The organism is Streptomyces sp. AC512_CC834 (assembly GCF_019049325.1).
Lineage (GTDB): Bacteria > Actinomycetota > Actinomycetes > Streptomycetales > Streptomycetaceae > Streptomyces.
Map to the genome: position 1 here is coordinate 19,413 of NZ_JAGMUO010000017.1, position 16,179 is coordinate 35,591.

15 protein-coding genes and 1 riboswitch are annotated in these 16,179 nt (G+C 73.5%); of the genes, 4 read left to right on the top strand and 11 right to left on the bottom strand.

Translation table 11 applies throughout. The features are described 5' to 3' along the window. Positions 1 to 37: 37 nt before the first annotated feature. Genes KUM40_RS06765 through KUM40_RS06785 form a run of 5 tightly spaced genes read right to left on the bottom strand, consistent with a single transcriptional unit; the run spans position 38 to position 5,735 of the window. Complete coding sequence (locus KUM40_RS06765) at positions 38 to 895, bottom strand: ECF transporter S component (protein WP_217163878.1); 858 nt, start codon at positions 893 to 895, stop codon at positions 38 to 40. After that, positions 892 to 2,580 (bottom strand): ABC transporter ATP-binding protein, encoded by a 1,689-nt coding sequence (locus KUM40_RS06770; RefSeq protein ID WP_217163879.1) that lies wholly within the window; start codon positions 2,578 to 2,580, stop codon positions 892 to 894. The genes KUM40_RS06765 and KUM40_RS06770 overlap by 4 nt, the downstream gene beginning before the upstream one ends. Next, positions 2,577 to 3,818: an energy-coupling factor transporter transmembrane component T gene (locus KUM40_RS06775; RefSeq protein ID WP_217163881.1), complete on the bottom strand. Its 1,242-nt coding sequence runs from the start codon at positions 3,816 to 3,818 to the stop codon at positions 2,577 to 2,579. Before KUM40_RS06775 ends, KUM40_RS06770 begins: the two co-directional genes overlap by 4 nt. Beyond that, positions 3,805 to 4,470: an SCO2322 family protein gene (locus KUM40_RS06780; protein WP_217163882.1), complete on the bottom strand. Its 666-nt coding sequence runs from the start codon at positions 4,468 to 4,470 to the stop codon at positions 3,805 to 3,807. The genes KUM40_RS06775 and KUM40_RS06780 overlap by 14 nt, the downstream gene beginning before the upstream one ends. Continuing rightward, positions 4,467 to 5,735 (bottom strand): prenyltransferase/squalene oxidase repeat-containing protein, encoded by a 1,269-nt coding sequence (locus tag KUM40_RS06785; RefSeq protein ID WP_217163884.1) that lies wholly within the window; start codon positions 5,733 to 5,735, stop codon positions 4,467 to 4,469. Before KUM40_RS06785 ends, KUM40_RS06780 begins: the two co-directional genes overlap by 4 nt. A gap of 129 nt (positions 5,736 to 5,864) precedes the next feature. Continuing rightward, a riboswitch (cobalamin riboswitch) is annotated at positions 5,865 to 5,953 on the bottom strand. A 98-nt stretch (positions 5,954 to 6,051) separates the two neighbouring features. Here KUM40_RS06785 and KUM40_RS06790 point away from each other — a divergent pair. After that, a complete protein-coding gene (locus tag KUM40_RS06790; protein ID WP_217163886.1) occupies positions 6,052 to 6,726 on the top strand; it encodes a phosphotransferase family protein in 675 nt (224 codons plus the stop codon). 27 nt (positions 6,727 to 6,753) lie between these two features. Here the strand turns inward: KUM40_RS06790 and KUM40_RS06795 are convergent, their stop codons facing one another. Then, positions 6,754 to 7,440, bottom strand: coding sequence for a TetR family transcriptional regulator (locus KUM40_RS06795; RefSeq protein ID WP_217163888.1), 687 nt, complete (start codon positions 7,438 to 7,440; stop codon positions 6,754 to 6,756). 190 nt (positions 7,441 to 7,630) lie between these two features. Here KUM40_RS06795 and KUM40_RS06800 point away from each other — a divergent pair, with 190 nt between their 5' ends. Genes KUM40_RS06800 through KUM40_RS06810 form a run of 3 tightly spaced genes read left to right on the top strand, consistent with a single transcriptional unit; the run spans position 7,631 to position 10,886 of the window. Continuing rightward, a complete protein-coding gene (locus KUM40_RS06800) occupies positions 7,631 to 9,073 on the top strand; it encodes a glycosyltransferase family 4 protein (protein WP_217163890.1) in 1,443 nt (480 codons plus the stop codon). Continuing rightward, positions 9,067 to 9,801 carry a class I SAM-dependent methyltransferase gene (locus KUM40_RS06805; protein ID WP_217163892.1) on the top strand — a complete coding sequence of 245 codons (735 nt, stop codon included), beginning with the start codon at positions 9,067 to 9,069 and terminating at the stop codon, positions 9,799 to 9,801. Before KUM40_RS06800 ends, KUM40_RS06805 begins: the two co-directional genes overlap by 7 nt. Continuing rightward, entirely contained in the window at positions 9,798 to 10,886 is a 1,089-nt protein-coding gene (locus tag KUM40_RS06810) for a prenyltransferase/squalene oxidase repeat-containing protein (protein WP_217163894.1), read from the top strand. The genes KUM40_RS06805 and KUM40_RS06810 overlap by 4 nt, the downstream gene beginning before the upstream one ends. Positions 10,887 to 10,918: 32 nt before the next feature. On the opposite strand, the gene KUM40_RS06815 is transcribed toward KUM40_RS06810, so the two are convergent. The 5 genes from KUM40_RS06815 to KUM40_RS06835 all read right to left on the bottom strand — a co-directional run bounded on the left by KUM40_RS06815 (position 10,919) and on the right by KUM40_RS06835 (position 15,990). Continuing rightward, positions 10,919 to 11,212: a hypothetical protein gene (locus KUM40_RS06815; RefSeq protein ID WP_217163896.1), complete on the bottom strand. Its 294-nt coding sequence runs from the start codon at positions 11,210 to 11,212 to the stop codon at positions 10,919 to 10,921. A gap of 122 nt (positions 11,213 to 11,334) precedes the next feature. Then, a complete protein-coding gene (locus KUM40_RS06820; protein ID WP_217163898.1) occupies positions 11,335 to 12,216 on the bottom strand; it encodes a DUF5336 domain-containing protein in 882 nt (293 codons plus the stop codon). Positions 12,217 to 12,374: 158 nt separating this feature from the next. Continuing rightward, entirely contained in the window at positions 12,375 to 13,373 is a 999-nt protein-coding gene (locus KUM40_RS06825) for an N-acetylmuramoyl-L-alanine amidase (protein WP_217163899.1), read from the bottom strand. 22 nt (positions 13,374 to 13,395) lie between these two features. After that, a complete protein-coding gene (locus tag KUM40_RS06830; protein ID WP_217163901.1) occupies positions 13,396 to 14,076 on the bottom strand; it encodes a class I SAM-dependent methyltransferase in 681 nt (226 codons plus the stop codon). 156 nt (positions 14,077 to 14,232) lie between these two features. Next, positions 14,233 to 15,990: an MFS transporter gene (locus KUM40_RS06835; protein ID WP_217163903.1), complete on the bottom strand. Its 1,758-nt coding sequence runs from the start codon at positions 15,988 to 15,990 to the stop codon at positions 14,233 to 14,235. Positions 15,991 to 16,179: the final 189 nt, after the last annotated feature.

The window sequence follows — 16,179 nt, forward strand, 5'->3', positions numbered from 1 at the left end:
CCGTCGGCTACGAAGGCCGCTTCGTAGGTGAACCCCGTCACCTGGGGCGGCTCACCTCGTCCGCCTTCTCGAAGGTGACCGGGGTCTCGAAGGCCGCCCTGCGGGTTGCGCGGCGCAGGGCCTTGAGGACCGGGGTGCCGAGGGTCAGGGTCAGGACGACCGTCATGGCGGCGCGGCCTCCGTCCCAGCCGAGGGATGTGGTCAGGCAGTAGGTGGCGAAGCGGGCGAGGTTGGTGGGGATCGAGGCGTCCGGGTCGAAGGCGATGTTCGAGGCGAGCGTGTTCATGAAGGTCCAGCCCGCGAGGTTCATCACCGTGCCGTAGGCGAAGGCCGCCAGGAAGCCGTACGCCGCCAGCATCAGCAGTTCCGCGCGGCCGCGCAGGCGGTCCGGGCCCGGCAGCAGGCCCGCGCCCATCGTGAACCAGCCCATCGCCAGCATCTGGAACGGCATCCACGGCCCCACCCCGCCCGTGAGCAGCGCCGACGCGAACATCGTGACCGAGCCGAGGACGAAGCCGAAGCCGGGGCCGAGGACCCGGCCGCTGAGGACCATCAGGAAGAACATCGGCTCCAGGCCGGCCGTCCCCGCACCGAGAGGGCGCAGTGCCGCGCCCGCCGCCGCCAGGACGCCGAGCATCGCCACCGCCTTCGGCCCCAGGCCCGACTCCGAGATCGTCGCCGCCACCACGGCCACCAGGAGCACCAGCACGCCCGCGAACAGCCACGGCGCGTCCTGCGCGTGCGCGTTCAGCGAGGCGTCCGGCGGGGCCAGGAAGGGCCAGCCGAAACCCGCCACGCCCACCGCACTGACCAGGACCAGCGCGGCTACCGAACGCGGGCCCAGGCGGACGGCGCGGGCCTGACGGTCGCCGGGAGTGGTACGGCTCTCGGTCATGACAGGGCCTCCTGTACCTGGGCCACCGTCAGCCACTTCCTCGGCGCCAGCACCTTGGCGACCTGCGGGGCGAAGGACGGGGAGGCCACCACCACGTCCGCCGCCGGACCGTCGGCGATCACCTCGCCCTCGGCGAGCAGGACGACCCGGTGGGCCAGTTCGGCGGCCAGTTCCACGTCGTGGGTGGCCAGCACGATCGCGTGGCCCTCGGCGGCCAGGTCGCGCAGGATGCGGGCCAGCCGGGCCTTCGCCGCGTAGTCCAGGCCCCGCGTCGGCTCGTCCAGGAGGAGGAGGGGAGGGCGGGCCGTCAGGACGACGGACAGGGCGAGGGTCAGGCGCTGGCCCTCCGAGAGGTCCCGGGGGTGCGTGTCGTCCGCGATGCCGGGGAGCAGCTCCGTCAGCAGCGCGCGGCAGGTGCCGGCGGGTGCCTGTGCGTCCCGGTCGGCGGCCGCGCACTCGGCGGCGACCGTGTCGGCGTACAGCAGGTCGCGCGGCTCCTGCGGGACCAGGCCGACCCGGCGCACGAGGTCACGGGGGGCCGTGCGGTGCGGTACGGCGTCGCCGGCGCGGACCGAACCGGCGGACGGTTCGACCAGGCCCACGAGCGCGGAGAGGAGGGTCGACTTTCCGGCGCCGTTGCGGCCCATCAGGGCGACCGTCTCGCCGGGGGAGACGGTCAGGTCGACGTGGCGCAGGGCCTGGACGCGGTCGCGGCGGACGGCGAGGGAACGGACCTCGGCGGCGTACGGGGAGGGGGCCGCGGGACTCTCCGGGGGCTTGGCGCGGCGCCGCCAACGGCGGGGGGCGGGCCGGAGCGGCGGGGGTGTGGGCAGCGTGGCCGTCGACGGTGTGTGGTCCGGGATCTCCCGGTCGGCCAGCCGTTCCCGCAGCGGGGCCGCGCGGCGGCGGGCGTCGCGGACCGTCAGCGGCAGCGGGGACCAGTCCGCCAGCCTGCCCAGGCCCACCACCGGCGGGTACACCGGGGACACGGCCATCACGTCCGCCGGGAGGCCGAGGACCGGCGGCGCGCCCGGGGACGGGAGCAGGACGACCTGGTCGGCGTACTGGATGACGCGCTCCAGACGGTGCTCGGCCAGCAGGACCGTCGTACCGAGGTCGTGGACCAGGCGCTGGAGGACGGCCAGGACCTCCTCCGCGGCGGCGGGGTCCAGGGCTGAGGTCGGCTCGTCCAGGACCAGCACCTCGGGGTGCGGGGTGAGGACCGAGCCGATGGCGACCCGCTGCTGCTGGCCGCCGGAGAGCGTCGCGATGGGGCGGGACCGGAGGTCGGTCAGGCCCAGCAGGTCCAGGGTCTCCTCGACGCGGCGGCGCATCACGTCCGGGGCCAGGCCCAGGGACTCCATGCCGTAGGCCAGTTCGTCCTCGACGGTGTCCGTCACGAAGTGGGAGAGCGGGTCCTGGCCGACCGTGCCGACCACGTCGGCGAGTTCGCGCGGCTTGTGGGTGCGGGTGTCGCGGCCGGCCACGGTGACCCGGCCGCTCAGCGTGCCGCCGGTGAAGTGCGGGACGAGGCCGCCGACCGCGCCGAGGACGGTGGACTTGCCGACCCCCGACGGGCCTGCCAGCAGGACGAGTTCGCCCTCCGGGACGTTGAAGTCCACGCTCCGGACCGTGGGTTCGGCGGCACCGTCGTACGTGACCGACACGTTCTCGAAGCGGATCACGACGGCTCCTTCACAGCGGTCTCCACGGTGGTCTTCGCAGCGGTCTCGGGCGCGGGGGTGATGAACGCCGGGAGCAGGCCGACGAGTACGGCCGCCGCGGGCCACAGCGGCAGCGACGGCGCGACCAGCGGGACCACGCCCGGGTGCAGCGCCGCCGGGTCGCGGGCGGCGGCCAGGAACAGCAGCGCGGCGACCGCGACGCCGGACGCGGTGACCAGCCAGGCGCGGGCGCCCCAGCGGTCCGGGCGGTAACGGGTGCGGACCGTCCGGCGACCGCCGAGCCACAGGCCCGCGAGCGCGGCGGCGAGACCGCCGACGAGGACGGGGATGCCGTACGTGCCGCCCGCGGCGGTCAGCAGACCGTACGTCCCCGCGCAGACGCCGAGCAGTCCGCCGAGGGTGAGGGCGGCGGTGGTACGGCGTACGGGGGCCGGCACGTGGGCGGTACGGCCGTAGCCGCGGGCGTCCATCGCGGCGGCGAGCGCGACGGAGCGCTCCAGGGCGCCCTCCAGCACCGGGAGCCCGACCTGGAGCAGACCGCGTACGCCCCGGTCCGGGCGGCCGCGCAGGCGGCGGGCGGCGCGCAGGCGCTGGACGTCGGCGATGAGGTTCGGGGCGAAGGTGAGGGCGACGACGACGGCCACGCCCATCTCGTACAGGGCCCCGGGGAGGGACTTGAGGAGGCGGGAGGGGTTGGCGAGGGCGTTCGCGGCGCCGACGCAGATGAGGAGCGTGGCCAGCTTCATCGCGTCGTACAGCGCGAAGGCGAGGCCCTCGGCGGTGACCCGGCCGCCCAGGCGGATGCCCTGCGCCCAGTCGGGGAGGGGGACTTCGGGGAGCGTGACGAGGGTGTGGGTGCCGGGGATGGGGGAGCCGAGGACCGTGGTGAACAGGAGGCGGATGACGAGGACCGCCAGGGCGAGCTTGACGAAGGCGCCGTAGGAGCGGGACCAGGGGGCGTGCGGGCGGCGGGTGATGACGACGTAGGCGGAGACGGCGATGAGGAGGGCGAGCAGGAGGGGGTTGGTGGTGCGGGTGGCGGCGGTGCCGAGGGCCAGCGCCCAGAGCCACCAGGCGCCGGGGTGCAGGGGTGCGGTGCGCCGGCGGCGGGGGGTGGGGGCGCTGACCGGTGCTTGCCGGGTGCCGCCTCGCTGTGGGACGGGCGCCGCCCCGGCCGTACGACTGCCCCCGGGCTGCGGCTGTGCGGCGCGACTGCCCGCAGCTTCAGCCGGTGGCATTTCTGCGCCGCCTTGCCTGCCAGGCGCCTGCGGCGGCCAGGGCGGCGACGATCGCGATGCCCGCGACGAGGCCGACCGACGGGCCGTCGTCGTCCTGCGTGTTCTTCTGCGTGTTCTTCTGCTCCGGGGCGGCGGAGGCCGTCGAGTCGCCCTTCTGCGACACCTGCTCCCCGCACCCCGTCTTCGGGTAGCCGGCGATCGCGCACAGCAGGGCGTTGGTGTTGTAGCGGAGCGGGCCGGCGACGGCGGCCAGGGCGTCGGCCGTCGTCGCGTCGGGGGAGACCTGGGCGCAGGCCGTGCGCGGGGCCGGCGGGGTCTCGCCGGACGGGGCGTCGGCGGCCGTGCCGAAGTCGAGGACCAGGGCCACCCGCTTGCTGCCGCCCTTCGGCGGGGTTTTCGCGCAGATCGAGTCGAAGTCCGCCGTGCCGCGCGGCTGGGCCGCGTCGCCCGAGTCCTCGCTCACCGCGAAGCGGAAGCCCTGTACGTCGCCGTCGGAGGGGCGGACCAGGGAGGGGCCCTGGGTGGCGTAGACCCAGTGGTCGCCGTCGCGGTCCCAGAAGGACCAGTAGCGGTAACCGGCGGCCTGCGCCTGGCCCGCGCTCCCGACGAGCAGGAACGCGGCCAGGAAGAGGAGGGCGACGCGGCGGGTCACGGCTGCTGCTTCTTGTTGCGGTTGCTGAGCAGGAAACCGATACCGATGCCGAAGACCAGGCAGACGCCGACGAACCACCAGACGCCGAAGGGGGAGTCGTCGTCCTTCTGCTCGTCCTCGGCGCCGTCCGCGGCCTTGTCGCCGGTGGTCGCGGCGTCGCTCGCCGCTGCCCCCTGCGGTGCGGGACCCGTGGCGTTCAGCAGCTCCACCAGGTCCGTGCCGCCGAAGTCGCGCGGGTCGGTGCCCGTGGCGTGGGCGGCGAAGATGAGCTGTGCGTAGGCGGCCGGGCCGCTCTCCTCGGCCCACTTCGCCGCGTTCTTCTTCAGCCAGGCCAGCGGCTTCGCCGCCTTGTCGGCGCCGCCCTGCGCGGCGAGGGCGACGACGGCGTCGGCGGTGTTGCCGTAGTCGGGCTGGTCGGCGGAGCCGCCGAGGGCGGACTTGAGGTGGCCGTCCTTGGCGACGGCGTCGGCGAGGTACGCGGCGGCGTTGGTGGCGGCCTGCTCGCGGGTCGGCTTCTTCGCGTCGGCGCAGGTGGCGGCGTCGGTCTCCTTCTCCGCCTCGGCGACCAGGTCCTTGCCGAGCACGCCGAGGACACCGGCGGCGGTGGCGTCCGCGTTGGCGAGCAGCTTGCCGTCCTTGTCGGGCTGGAAGGCGAAGGCGCCCGCGCCCTTGTCCTCGGCACAGGGCAGGGCGAACGTCAGCAGGGCGTCGTAGGGGGACTTGCCGTCCTTGCCGACCTGCTCCGGGTCGGTCCTGGTGGCGGTCAGCGCGCCGATGACGACGGAGGTGGAGTTGGCGTCGCTGGGGCCGCCGGGGCTGTAGCCCCAGCCGCCGTCCTTGTTCTGCACGGACTTCAGCCAGCCGAGGGCGTCCTCGAGGACGTCGCCGTGTCCGCCGACGGCCCACAGCGCCTGGACGGCGGCGGCCGTGTTGTTGGTGTCGACCATGGTCTTGGCGTCGCAGGCCTTGGCCGGGTCGGCGCGGAAGGGGGCGAAGGCGCCGTTGTCGCACTGCTGGTCCGTGAGCCACTTCACGGCCTTCGAGGACGGGATCACGCCCACCGTGTCCTGCGCGAGCAGGGCCAGGGACTGGCGCCAGACCCCGTCGTACTGGGGGTCGGTGGACCCGTACAGCCCGGACGGCGCGGACGGCGTGGACGCGGAGGCGGACGGCGACGGATCGGCGGCGACCGCGGGCGCGGCGGCGGCGCCGATCACGGCTATGGCGGCCAGAGCCGCGGCGCTGCTGCGACGGCGGACGTTCATGATCGGCGGGTGCCTTTCCCTGTGCGGGGCCGGGCAGCACGGGGCACCCCCGGCGGCTCGGCCCCGTATGCCTCGACGGTGCCCGTGCACCGGCGGGCGCCGGGCACGTGAGCCGGTCACATCCGCGCGGGGCAGTCCGGCTCACCGTCCGGAAGCCTCAAGGGCTCGGCGGGCGGCTCACGGTTGCGGGTCAGCGCCGGAATTGCACCGGCTTCCCCCCGTACGGGTGATGACGACGCCGCCACTTTACCCGTCCGCGGGATCCGGGCCGAGGGGTGGCCGGACGGGAGCGGCGGCCGGGGGCTACGTTCCGGGCATGCGGACGGGGCGACTGATCGGGGCGGGGCGTACGGCCGACGTGTACGAGGCCGACGCGGGGTGGGTGCTGCGGCGCGACCGGGCGGGCATCGGGGACGCCGCGGCCGAGGGCGCGGTGATGGAACACGTACGGGCGCACGGCTATCCGGTGCCCCGGGTGCGTTCCGGCGGGCCTGAGGCACCGCGTACGGACCTGGTCATGGAGCGGCTGTCCGGGCCGACGATGCTGCGGGCGTGCCTGGACGGGGCGCTGACGCCCCAGGACGCGGGCGCCGTGCTCGCCCGGCTGCTGCGGCTGCTGCACCAGGTGCCCGCGTACCGCTCCGCCGACCCGGGCGTACGTGTCCTCCACCTGGACCTGCACCCGGACAACGTGATCCTCACGGCCGACGGGCCCCGGGTCATCGACTGGTCCAACGCCGAGGAGGGCGACCCCGGCCTCGACTGGGGGACGTCGGCGGTGATTCTCGCCCAGGTGGCGGCCGGTGACGGGCCGATGGCCGAGCCCGCCGGGGTCATGCTGGCCGCGCTGCTCGCCGACCCGTCGGCCGCACTCACGCCGGACGGCCTCGCTCAGGCGTTGCGGCGACGGGCGGCCAACCCGACCATGAGCCGCGGTGAGGTGGAGGTGCTGCCCGCCGCCGGGGAGCTGATCCGCTCCCGCCTGGGCTGAACGGCGGGCCTCAGGGGCGCTGGCCGCTTACTCTCCCGGCCCGGTCTCCGTCAGGTCGATCAGTCGGCACACCGTTGCGATGTCCACCCGGACCTGGGCGAGGGACGTGCGGCCGGCGAGCCAGGTGATCAGGGTCGAGAGCCAGGTGTGCTCGATGACCCGGACGGCCGACAGTTGCTCGGGGGTCGGGTTCTCCAGGCCGCCCATCGCGTCCAGGATGATCGCCGTGGTCTGCCGGGAGACCTGGTCGACCTCGGGGGAGACGCTGCGGTCGGCGAAGGTCAGGGCGCGGGCCATCGCCTCGGCCAGCCGCGGTTCGCGCTGCAGCGCGCCGAAGGCCCGCATCAGGGTCTGCGCCACCCGGTCCGCGGCCGTCGCACCGGTGGGCGGGCTCTTGCGCAGGGCGCCGTGCAGCCGCTCCAACTGGTCGTGCATGGTCGCGACCAGCAGATGCACCTTGGACGGGAAGTAGCGGTACAGCGTGCCGAGGGCGACCTGCGAGGACTCCGCGACCTCCCGCATCTGCACCGCTTCGAAGCCGCCCCGGCAGGCCAGCCGGGCGGTCGCGTGCAGGATGCGGCCGCGGCGCTCCCGCTGCCGCTCGGTGAGGGGCGGCGCGGCGGAGTGGCGCGCGAAACCGGAACCGGAAGCGGAACCGGGAGCGGGAGCGAAGGCTTCCGCTCCCGGCTTGTCCACCTTGCTCGTCTTGGTCACCTTCTCGCCCTCACCTCCCCCTCACCCGGCCCGGCGGCGTGTCGCGCCGTGGCGTGAATCACCTGATCCACTCGTCACAGCTTCCCTACCTGCCGGTAGATTCGGAGCCTCTGACGATCAAGTCTGAAACTTGTTCTAGATTAACGTCCCGACGTAGTGTCACGGGAGCGCAGTGAGAAGGGGGCCCAGAGTGACCGCCGAGGCCAGTCAGACGGGTCCCCGTCCGGAGCCCGCCGCCGACGGCTTGCGACCGCTCCGCATCGCACTCCTCACGTACAAGGGAAACCCGTTCTGCGGCGGCCAGGGCGTCTACGTCCGCCACCTCTCGCGTGAACTGGCCCGCCTCGGCCACCGCGTCGAGGTCATCGGCGCCCAGCCCTACCCCGTCCTCGACGAGGAGCCCGTCGAGGAGAGCCTCGTCGGGAACCGGCTGTCCCTCACCGAGCTGCCCAGCCTCGACCTCTACCGCCAGCCCGACCCCTTCCGCACCCCCAAGCGCGACGAGTACCGCGACTGGATCGACGCGCTCGAGGTCGGCACAATGTGGACCGGCGGCTTCCCGGAGCCGCTGACGTTCTCGCTGCGCGCCCGCCGCCATCTGCGCGCCCGCCGCGGCGACTTCGACGTCGTGCACGACAACCAGACGCTGGGGTACGGACTGCTCGGCGACGTCGGCGCGCCGCTCGTCACCACCATCCACCACCCCATCACCGTCGACCGGCAACTCGAACTCGACGCCGCCGACGGCTGGAAGCGCCGGTACTCCGTACGCCGCTGGTACGCCTTCACCCGGATGCAGAAGCGCGTCGCGCGCCGCCTGCCCTCCGTGCTCACCGTCTCCGGCACCTCCCGCCAGGAGATCGTCGACCACCTAGGCGTCCGGGACGACCGCATCCACGTCGTCCACATCGGCGCCGACACCGACCTGTTCTCGCCCGACCCGTCGGTGCCGCGCGTGCCGGGCCGGATCGTGACGACGTCCAGCGCCGACGTGCCGCTCAAGGGCCTCGTCTTCCTCGTCGAGGCACTGGCCAAGGCACGCACCGAGCACCCCAGGGCCCACCTCGTCGTCGTCGGCAAGCGGCCCGCGGAGGGGCCCGTCGCGCAGGCGATCGAGCGGTACGGCCTCGCGGACGCCGTCGAGTTCGTCAAGGGCATCTCGGACGCCGAACTGGTCGGCCTCGTGCGGTCGGCGGAGGTCGCGTGCGTGCCGTCGCTGTACGAGGGGTTCTCGCTGCCCGCCGCCGAGGCCATGGCGACCGGCACGGCGCTGCTCGCCACCACCGGCGGGGCCGTCCCGGAGGTCGCCGGGCCCGACGGGGAGACCTGCCTCGCGGTGCCACCGGGGGACGCGGACGCGCTGGCCGCCGGGCTGAACCGGCTGCTCGGCGACCGCGAACTGCGGGCCAGGCTCGGCGCGGCCGGACGCGAGCGCGTGCTGCGGCACTTCACCTGGGCCCGCGCCGCCGAGGGCACGGTCGCCCGTTACCGGGAGGCCATCGGACCCTCCGCCCCGGCCGCCCCGGCCGACCCGGCCGACCCGGCCGACCCGAGGGTCGTGGCCGCGACCCCGACCCCGACCTCGACCACCAGTGACACCGGCGTCTATCCCGAAAGCAGGGCCACGTGCTGACCGTCGACTTCTCCCGGTTCCCGCTCGCCCCGGGCGACCGCGTCCTGGACCTCGGCTGCGGCGCCGGACGGCACGCCTTCGAGTGCTACCGGCGCGGCGCCCAGGTCGTCGCGCTGGACCAGAACGGCGAGGAGATCCGCGAGGTCGCCAAGTGGTTCGCGGCGATGAAGGAGGCCGGCGAGGCCCCGGCCGGCGCCACCGCCACCGCGATGGAGGGCGACGCGCTGGCCCTGCCCTTCCCGGACGAGTCCTTCGACGTCGTCATCATCTCCGAGGTGATGGAGCACATCCCCGACGACAAGGGCGTCCTCGCCGAGATGGTCCGGGTGCTCAGGCCCGGAGGCCGCATCGCGGTCACGGTCCCGCGCTACGGCCCCGAGAAGGTCTGCTGGACCCTCTCCGACGCCTACCACGAGGTCGAGGGCGGCCACATCCGCATCTACAAGGCCGAACAACTCCTCGCCCGGATCCGCGAGGCGGGCCTCAAGCCGTACGGCACCCACCACGCACACGCGCTGCACTCGCCGTACTGGTGGCTGAAGTGCGCGTTCGGCGTCGACAACGACAAGGCGCTGCCGGTGCGGGCGTACCACAAGCTGCTGGTCTGGGACATCATGAAGAAGCCGCTGGCGACGAGGGCCGCCGAGCAGGCGCTGAACCCACTGATCGGCAAGAGCTTCGTCGCCTACGCGACCAAGCCGCACCTGCCGACGGTGGACGCCGCGTGACAACCTCGCGCACGCCCCGCACGCCCCGTACCGAACACCTCGTCCTGCCCGGAGTGCTCACCGAGGAGCAGGCCGCCGCGACCGTCCGCGGCATCCTCGACGTGCAGCGCGACGACGGTGCGATCCCGTGGTTCCGCGGCCACCACCTCGACCCCTGGGACCACGTCGAGGCGGCGATGGCCCTGGACGCGGCCGACGAGCACGAGGCCGCCGAGCGGGCCTACGAGTGGCTGGCCAGGCACCAGAACCAGGACGGCTCCTGGTACGCCGCCTACGCCGACGGGGACTTCGCCGACGTCACCGACCGCGGCCGGGAGACCAACTTCGTCGCCTACGTCGCCGTCGGCGTCTGGCACCACCACCTCGCCACCGGGGACGACACGTTCCTGGACCGGATGTGGCCCGTCGTCCACGCGGCCGTCGAGTTCGTGCTGCGCCTCCAGCAGCCCGGCGGACAGATCGGCTGGCGCCGCGACGACGACGGCACCGACACCACCGACGCGCTGCTCACCGGCAGCTCCTCCGTCCACCACGCGCTGCGCTGCGCGCTCGCCATCGCGGAGCAGCGCGAAGAGCCGCAGCCCGACTGGGAGCTGGCGGCGGGCACGCTGCGGCACGCCATCCGCCACCACCCGGAGCGGTTCCTGGACAAGGGCCGCTACTCGATGGACTGGTACTACCCGGTGCTGGGCGGCGCGGTGCGGGACACGGAGGCCAAGTCCCGCATCGAGGAGAGCTGGGACCGTTTCGTCGTCCCGGACCTCGGCGTGCGCTGCGTCGTCCCCAACCCGTGGGTGACGGGCGGCGAGTCGGCCGAACTCGCGCTCGCCCTGTGGGCGGTGGGCGAGTCCGACCACGCCCTGGCGATCCTCCAGTCCATCCAGCACCTGCGGGATCCGGACAGCGGCCTGTACTGGACGGGCTACGTCTTCGAGGACGACGCCATCTGGCCGCGCGAACTCACCACCTGGACGGCGGGCTCCCTGCTGCTCGCCGTCGCCGCGCTCGGCGGCCACGAGGCGACCTGCCAGGTCTTCGCGGGCGACCGCCTGCCGATGGGGCTCGACCCGGACTGCTGCGTCTGACCGCCGGTTGCCGGGCCGGGTCCGGTGCTGGATCAGTGCCGGTGGAGGCGGTTGGCGATGGCGTGGCCGATGAAGAGGTAGACGACCGCGGCCAGGCCGTAGCCGGCGACGACCCTGGCCCAGGCCTCGTCAAAGGTGAAGAGGTCGTGCGACCAGCCGGCCAGCCAGTCGGCCGCGTCATGGACGAACCGCACCAGGTCGTTGGCCCGGTTGGCGTCCAACAGGTACATCAGGATCCACAGTCCGAGGATGAAGGCCATGATGTCCGCGATCACCGCGACGGCCGTTCCGGCGGAGTTGGACCCACTGCGAGTTCGAGGGGACATGCCTTCCGTCTGGCCCCGGATGTCTGTTTGAAACCAACGACGACGGCCCCTCGCCCGGAAGTACCGGTGGGCGAGGGGCCGTTGGCGTTGAGAGTTGAGCGTTGAGCGGGTGGGCGGGCGCGTCAGCCGCGCTGGATGCCCGAGGTGTCCTGGAGGACGCCGCGACGGCCGTCCTGCGTCTGGGCGACCAGGTTGGCGCCGCGCTGCTCGACGGCCAGGTACCAGGTGCCCGGCGCCAGCTCGGCGATCGGGGTGGGGGAGCCGTCCTCCGCGAACAGCGGACGCGGCACCGGCACGGCGAACCAGAACGGCGAGAAGTCCCCGGCCGGCTGGGCCTGCGCCTGCTGCGGGGCCTGCGGCTGCGGCGCCTGCGGCTGACCGGGCTGCGGCTGACCGGGCTGACCCGGCTGGCCGCCGAAGGACGGACCCGGCTGACCCGGCTGACCGGGCTGACCCGGCTGGCCGCCGTACGGCTGCTGCTGGGCGCCCGGGTAGCCGTAACCACCCTGGGGCTGGCCGCCGTAGGGCTGCGGCGCGGCCGGACGGGAGGCCGGGAGCAGGGACCCCTTGAGGGCGGGGAGCAGCGGGGTGGCCACGGCCGCGGCGGCCATGATCAGCGTGGCGATCAGGGCGAGGATCAGGCCCAGGCCGGCGCTGATACTGTCCACGCCGCCGTCGTTGTCGAAGGCGCCCGCCGGGTCGAAGATGTTGCCGAGCGCGCACCACGCGGCGAAGACCGTGAACGCGATGCCGAACGGGCCGAGGTCGAGACCCGCGACCTTCTTGGGCTGCGGCAGGGTACGGGCCACGACGATGAGCGCGGCTCCGATGACGCCCGCCAGGACGACACCGAGAACGACCGAGCCACTGCCCCACAGGCTGGGGACTTCGGCGCCGTCCGGGGCACCGTCGATCGAGTAGATGTCGAGGAACGACGCGATCAACAGCAACACCGCTGCTCCGATCACCACGCCGTCGCCTCGAGTGAGGGAGCGGATATTCACTTCAGGTCCTTCGTAGGTCGTCTCGTCGTCGGTAGAGGCGTCGCTGTCACGATGGCGCCGAAAGGTTCCGGTGTGAAGCGCGGGGGTGGCCCCTCATCGTACGGACGACACTATCGTCCGTACCTCGGCGCTGTCCGCAGGGATCGGGGCGCTGATCGCTACCCGCGCAGGAAACTCACAATTCCCTCAGACATTCCCTGCGCCGCCTTCTGCCGCCAACTTCCGCTGGTCAGCAGCGCCGCGTCCTTGCCGTCGCGCATGTTGCCGCACTCGATGAACACCTTGGGAACTGTTGACAGATTGAGACCGCCCAGGTCCGTGCGCGTCACCAGACCGGTGCCGTCGCCGAGGTAGTTGGAGGGCGCGGTGCCCGTGACGCGCACGAAGCTGCCCGCGACGCGCTTGCCCAGCTCGGCGGAGGGGGCGACGATGTCGCGGGTGTCGGCGGCGCCCTCGTGCACCGGCCCCGGCATGATCACGTGGAAGCCGCGGTTGCCGGCCCCCGACCCGTCGGCGTGGATGGAGATCGCGGCGTCGGCGTGGGCCTCGTTGCCGATCCGGGCGCGCTCGTCCACGCAGGGTCCGTAAGAACGGTCGCCGTCCTGCGTCAGCTTCACGGTCGCGCCCTGCTTCTCCAGCAGGGTGCGCAGCCGGTGGGCCACGTCGAGGGTGAACTTCGCCTCGGGCCAGCCCGCGTTGGTGGCGGTGCCGGTCGTGTCGCACGCCTTCCAGTGCGTACCGACGTTCACCTTGCGGTTGATCTCGGTGGCGTGCTGGAAATTGGCCGTGTTGTGTCCCGGGTCGATCACGACGACCTTGCCCTCGAGAGGGCCGGAGGCCGCCGCGGGCGCGGACTTCGAGGCGGACGCCGACGGTTTCGACGGTTTCTCCGACGTCGGGACGGACGACGAACCCGTCGTGGGCTTCTCGCCGTCGTCGCCCGCGGAACCGCCGGAGGACGGCGCCGACGACGTCCGTACGCCGCCCGCGCGGTCGGAGCCGCCCCCGTCCCCGTCGTCCGGGCCGCCGACCGCCGCGTACACCCCCCACCCGAGCAGCGCCCCGGGCACGAGCGCGGCGACCGCCACGGTCAGCGGGCGGCGCAGTGGGGAACGGCGGGGCTGGGAAGGTTCGAAGTCCGGGCCTGTGTACGACACGTCAGCGACTCTAACCGCGCCCTCAGATCCCCGCGCCCGTTCGCCGCAGGACGCGCAGCGAGCCGGTCGCGGAGACCTCGGTGAACGCTCCTGAGGCGAGTGCCCTGAGGTAGACGCGGTACGGGGCCTGGCCGGTGAACTCGTCGGCCGGTTCCGGGAAGACGTCGTGGATCGCCAGGAGGCCGCCGTCGGCCACGTGCGGTGCCCAGCCCTCGTAGTCGGCGTTCGCGTGCTCGTCGGTGTGGCCGCCGTCGACGAAGACGAGGCCGAGCGGGGAGTTCCAGACCGCCGCGACCTGCGGGGAGCGGCCGACCAGGGCCACCACGTGCTCCTCCAGGCCGGCCCGGTGCAGGGTGCGGCGGAAGGTGGGCAGGGTGTCCATGACGCCCAGCTCGGGGTCGACCGTCTCCGGGTCGTGGTAGTCCCAGCCCGGCTGCTGCTCCTCGCTGCCCCGGTGGTGGTCGACGGTGAGCGCGGTCACCCCGGAGCGGCGGGCCGCGTCGGCGAGCAGGACGGTGGAGCGCCCGCAGTACGTGCCGACCTCCAGCAGCGGCAGCCCGAGCCCACCGGCCTCCACGGCGGCGGCGTACAGCGCGCGGCCCTCGTGCGCCGGCATGAACCCCTTCGCGGCCTCGAACGCGGCCAGGGCGTCGGGGGAGGGGGACGGGGAGGGTGCGGGGACGGAGTCGGGGGCCGCGGTCATGGGGGCCTTTCGGAGGTGGTGTGCGGGTGTGCAGGCGCCCCACATGCTGCCGCACCCCCTGCCGCGCGGTGCGACAGGGGGTGCGGGGGACTGGCCGGGGCCGGAGGGTCGGGTGGGGACCTGTCTCAGGCGGCGGCCCCTCACGCGGGGGACCCGTCAGGCGGGGACCGTCTCGCCCGGCAGGGAGAGGTCCAGGTCGACCGGGCGGTCGCCGCCGTGGGTCGCCGAGTGGGCGAGCGGGCCGTGGCCCGCGGCGCGGGCGGCCAGCACGTACGGGCCCTCGGCGGGGACGGCGAGGGTGTAGCTGCCGTCGCCGGTGGACAGGGTCGCGCCCGCCTGGCGTCCGTGCCGGTCGATCAGCGTGACCTTGGCGCGCGCGACGGGGGCGCCGTCGGCGGCCAGCACCCGGCCGCGGAAGCCGTGCGGCGCCTCTCCGGCTCCGGCGAGCGCCTGCTCGGCACGGGCCAGGTTCGCGTCCTCCTCGCTGCTCGCGCGTAGCTGCGTGACGGTGGCCGGGCTGCGGCGGGGGAGGAAGAAGGCCAGCGCCAGGCCGACGGCGACCGCGGCGGCCGCGATCAGGAAGGAGACGCGGAAGCCCTGCATGGTGGGGACGGCGACGCCGCCGACGTCGTTCGCCGTGTTGGCGAGCACCATGCCGATGACGGCGCTCGACACCGACGTACCGATGGACCGCATCAGGGTGTTGAGGCCATTGGCCGCGCCCGTCTCCGAGGCCGGGACCGCACCGATGATCAGCGCGGGCAGCGAGGAGTAGGCGAGGCCGATGCCCGCGCCGATCAGCATCGAGGTGATGATGGTCTGCCAGGCGGCGTTCATCAGGCCGAGGCCGCCGGCGTAGCCGACCCCGATGATCAGCAGGCCGGCGATCAGGGTGGTGCGGGGGCCGTAACGGGCGGACAGACGGGCGTACACCGGCGCGGTGAACATCATCGTCAGGCCCAGCGGGGCCACGCACAGGCCGGCGACGACCATCGACTGACCGAGGCCGTAGCCGGTCTCGGAGGGCAGTTGGAGGAGCTGCGGCAGGACGAGGGAGATGACGTAGAAGGAGACGCCGACCATGATCGAGGCGAGGTTGGTGAGCAGTACCTCGCGGCGGGCCGTGGTGCGCAGGTCGACCAGCGGAGCCTTGACGCGCAGCTCCATCAGGCCCCACAGGAGCAGGACCACGACGGCGGCGGCGAACAGGCCGAGCGTGGTGGGCGACGACCAGCCCCAGTCGCTGCCCTTGGTGATCGGCAGGAGGAAGAGGATCAGACCGGCGGCCAGGCCCAGCGCGCCCGGCAGGTCGAAGGAGCCCTTGGCGCGCAGCGGGGACTCCGGTACGACCAGGAGGGTCAGGACGATGGAGAGGACACCGAGGCCGGCGGCGCCGTAGAACAGGGTGTGCCAGTCGCTGTGCTGCGCGACCAGGGCCGCGCCGGGCAGTGCCAGGCCGCCGCCGACGCCGATCGAGGAACTCATCAGCGCCATCGCCGAGCCGAGCCGCTCACGGGGCAGCATGTCGCGCATCAGGCCGATGCCGAGGGGTATCGCGCCCATCGCGAAGCCCTGGAGCGTACGGCCGACGATCATCGGGAGCAGGGCGTCGGTGAACGCGCTGACCAGCGCGCCGACCACCATCACCGACAGGCTGACGATCAGCATGCGGCGCTTGCCGAACAGGTCGCCGAGCCGGCCCATGATCGGCGTGGCCACGGCTCCGGACAGCAGGGTGGAGGTCATGACCCAGGTGGCGTTGCCGGGGCTGGTCTCCAGAAGTTGCGGCAGGTCTTTGAAGACCGGGACGAGCAGGGTCTGCATCACCGCGACGACGATGCCCGCGAAGGCGAGCACCGGGACGGTGGCCCCGCTCGCTTTCCGGACGGGTTCGTCGGTCGTCGTGTGGGACATGGGGTGGGGCCTCCAGGCCGGAGTCGGCGAATGCGTGGGTGATCGGGGATCAGGGTGATTCGGGGTGATCAGAGTGATCGGGGTGGTCGAGTTGATCGAGGTGTGTGCAGGCTGAACCTCGTGCGCCTGGGCAACTATTCCGTTGCTTCGAGTCCCTAACTAATTCTTGACCTTCTCTTGGGGACGCGC

Coding starts and splice junctions, on each gene's coding strand:
- KUM40_RS06830 (WP_217163901.1), bottom strand. CDS start 14,076: ATGACCGCGGCCCCCGACTCCGTCCCCGCACCCTCCCCGTCCCCCTCC.
- KUM40_RS06785 (WP_217163884.1), bottom strand. CDS start 5,735: ATGAACGTCCGCCGTCGCAGCAGCGCCGCGGCTCTGGCCGCCATAGCC.
- KUM40_RS06815 (WP_217163896.1), bottom strand. CDS start 11,212: ATGTCCCCTCGAACTCGCAGTGGGTCCAACTCCGCCGGAACGGCCGTC.
- KUM40_RS06775 (WP_217163881.1), bottom strand. CDS start 3,818: ATGCCACCGGCTGAAGCTGCGGGCAGTCGCGCCGCACAGCCGCAGCCC.
- KUM40_RS06790 (WP_217163886.1), top strand. CDS start 6,052: ATGCGGACGGGGCGACTGATCGGGGCGGGGCGTACGGCCGACGTGTAC.
- KUM40_RS06835 (WP_217163903.1), bottom strand. CDS start 15,990: ATGTCCCACACGACGACCGACGAACCCGTCCGGAAAGCGAGCGGGGCC.
- KUM40_RS06765 (WP_217163878.1), bottom strand. CDS start 895: ATGACCGAGAGCCGTACCACTCCCGGCGACCGTCAGGCCCGCGCCGTC.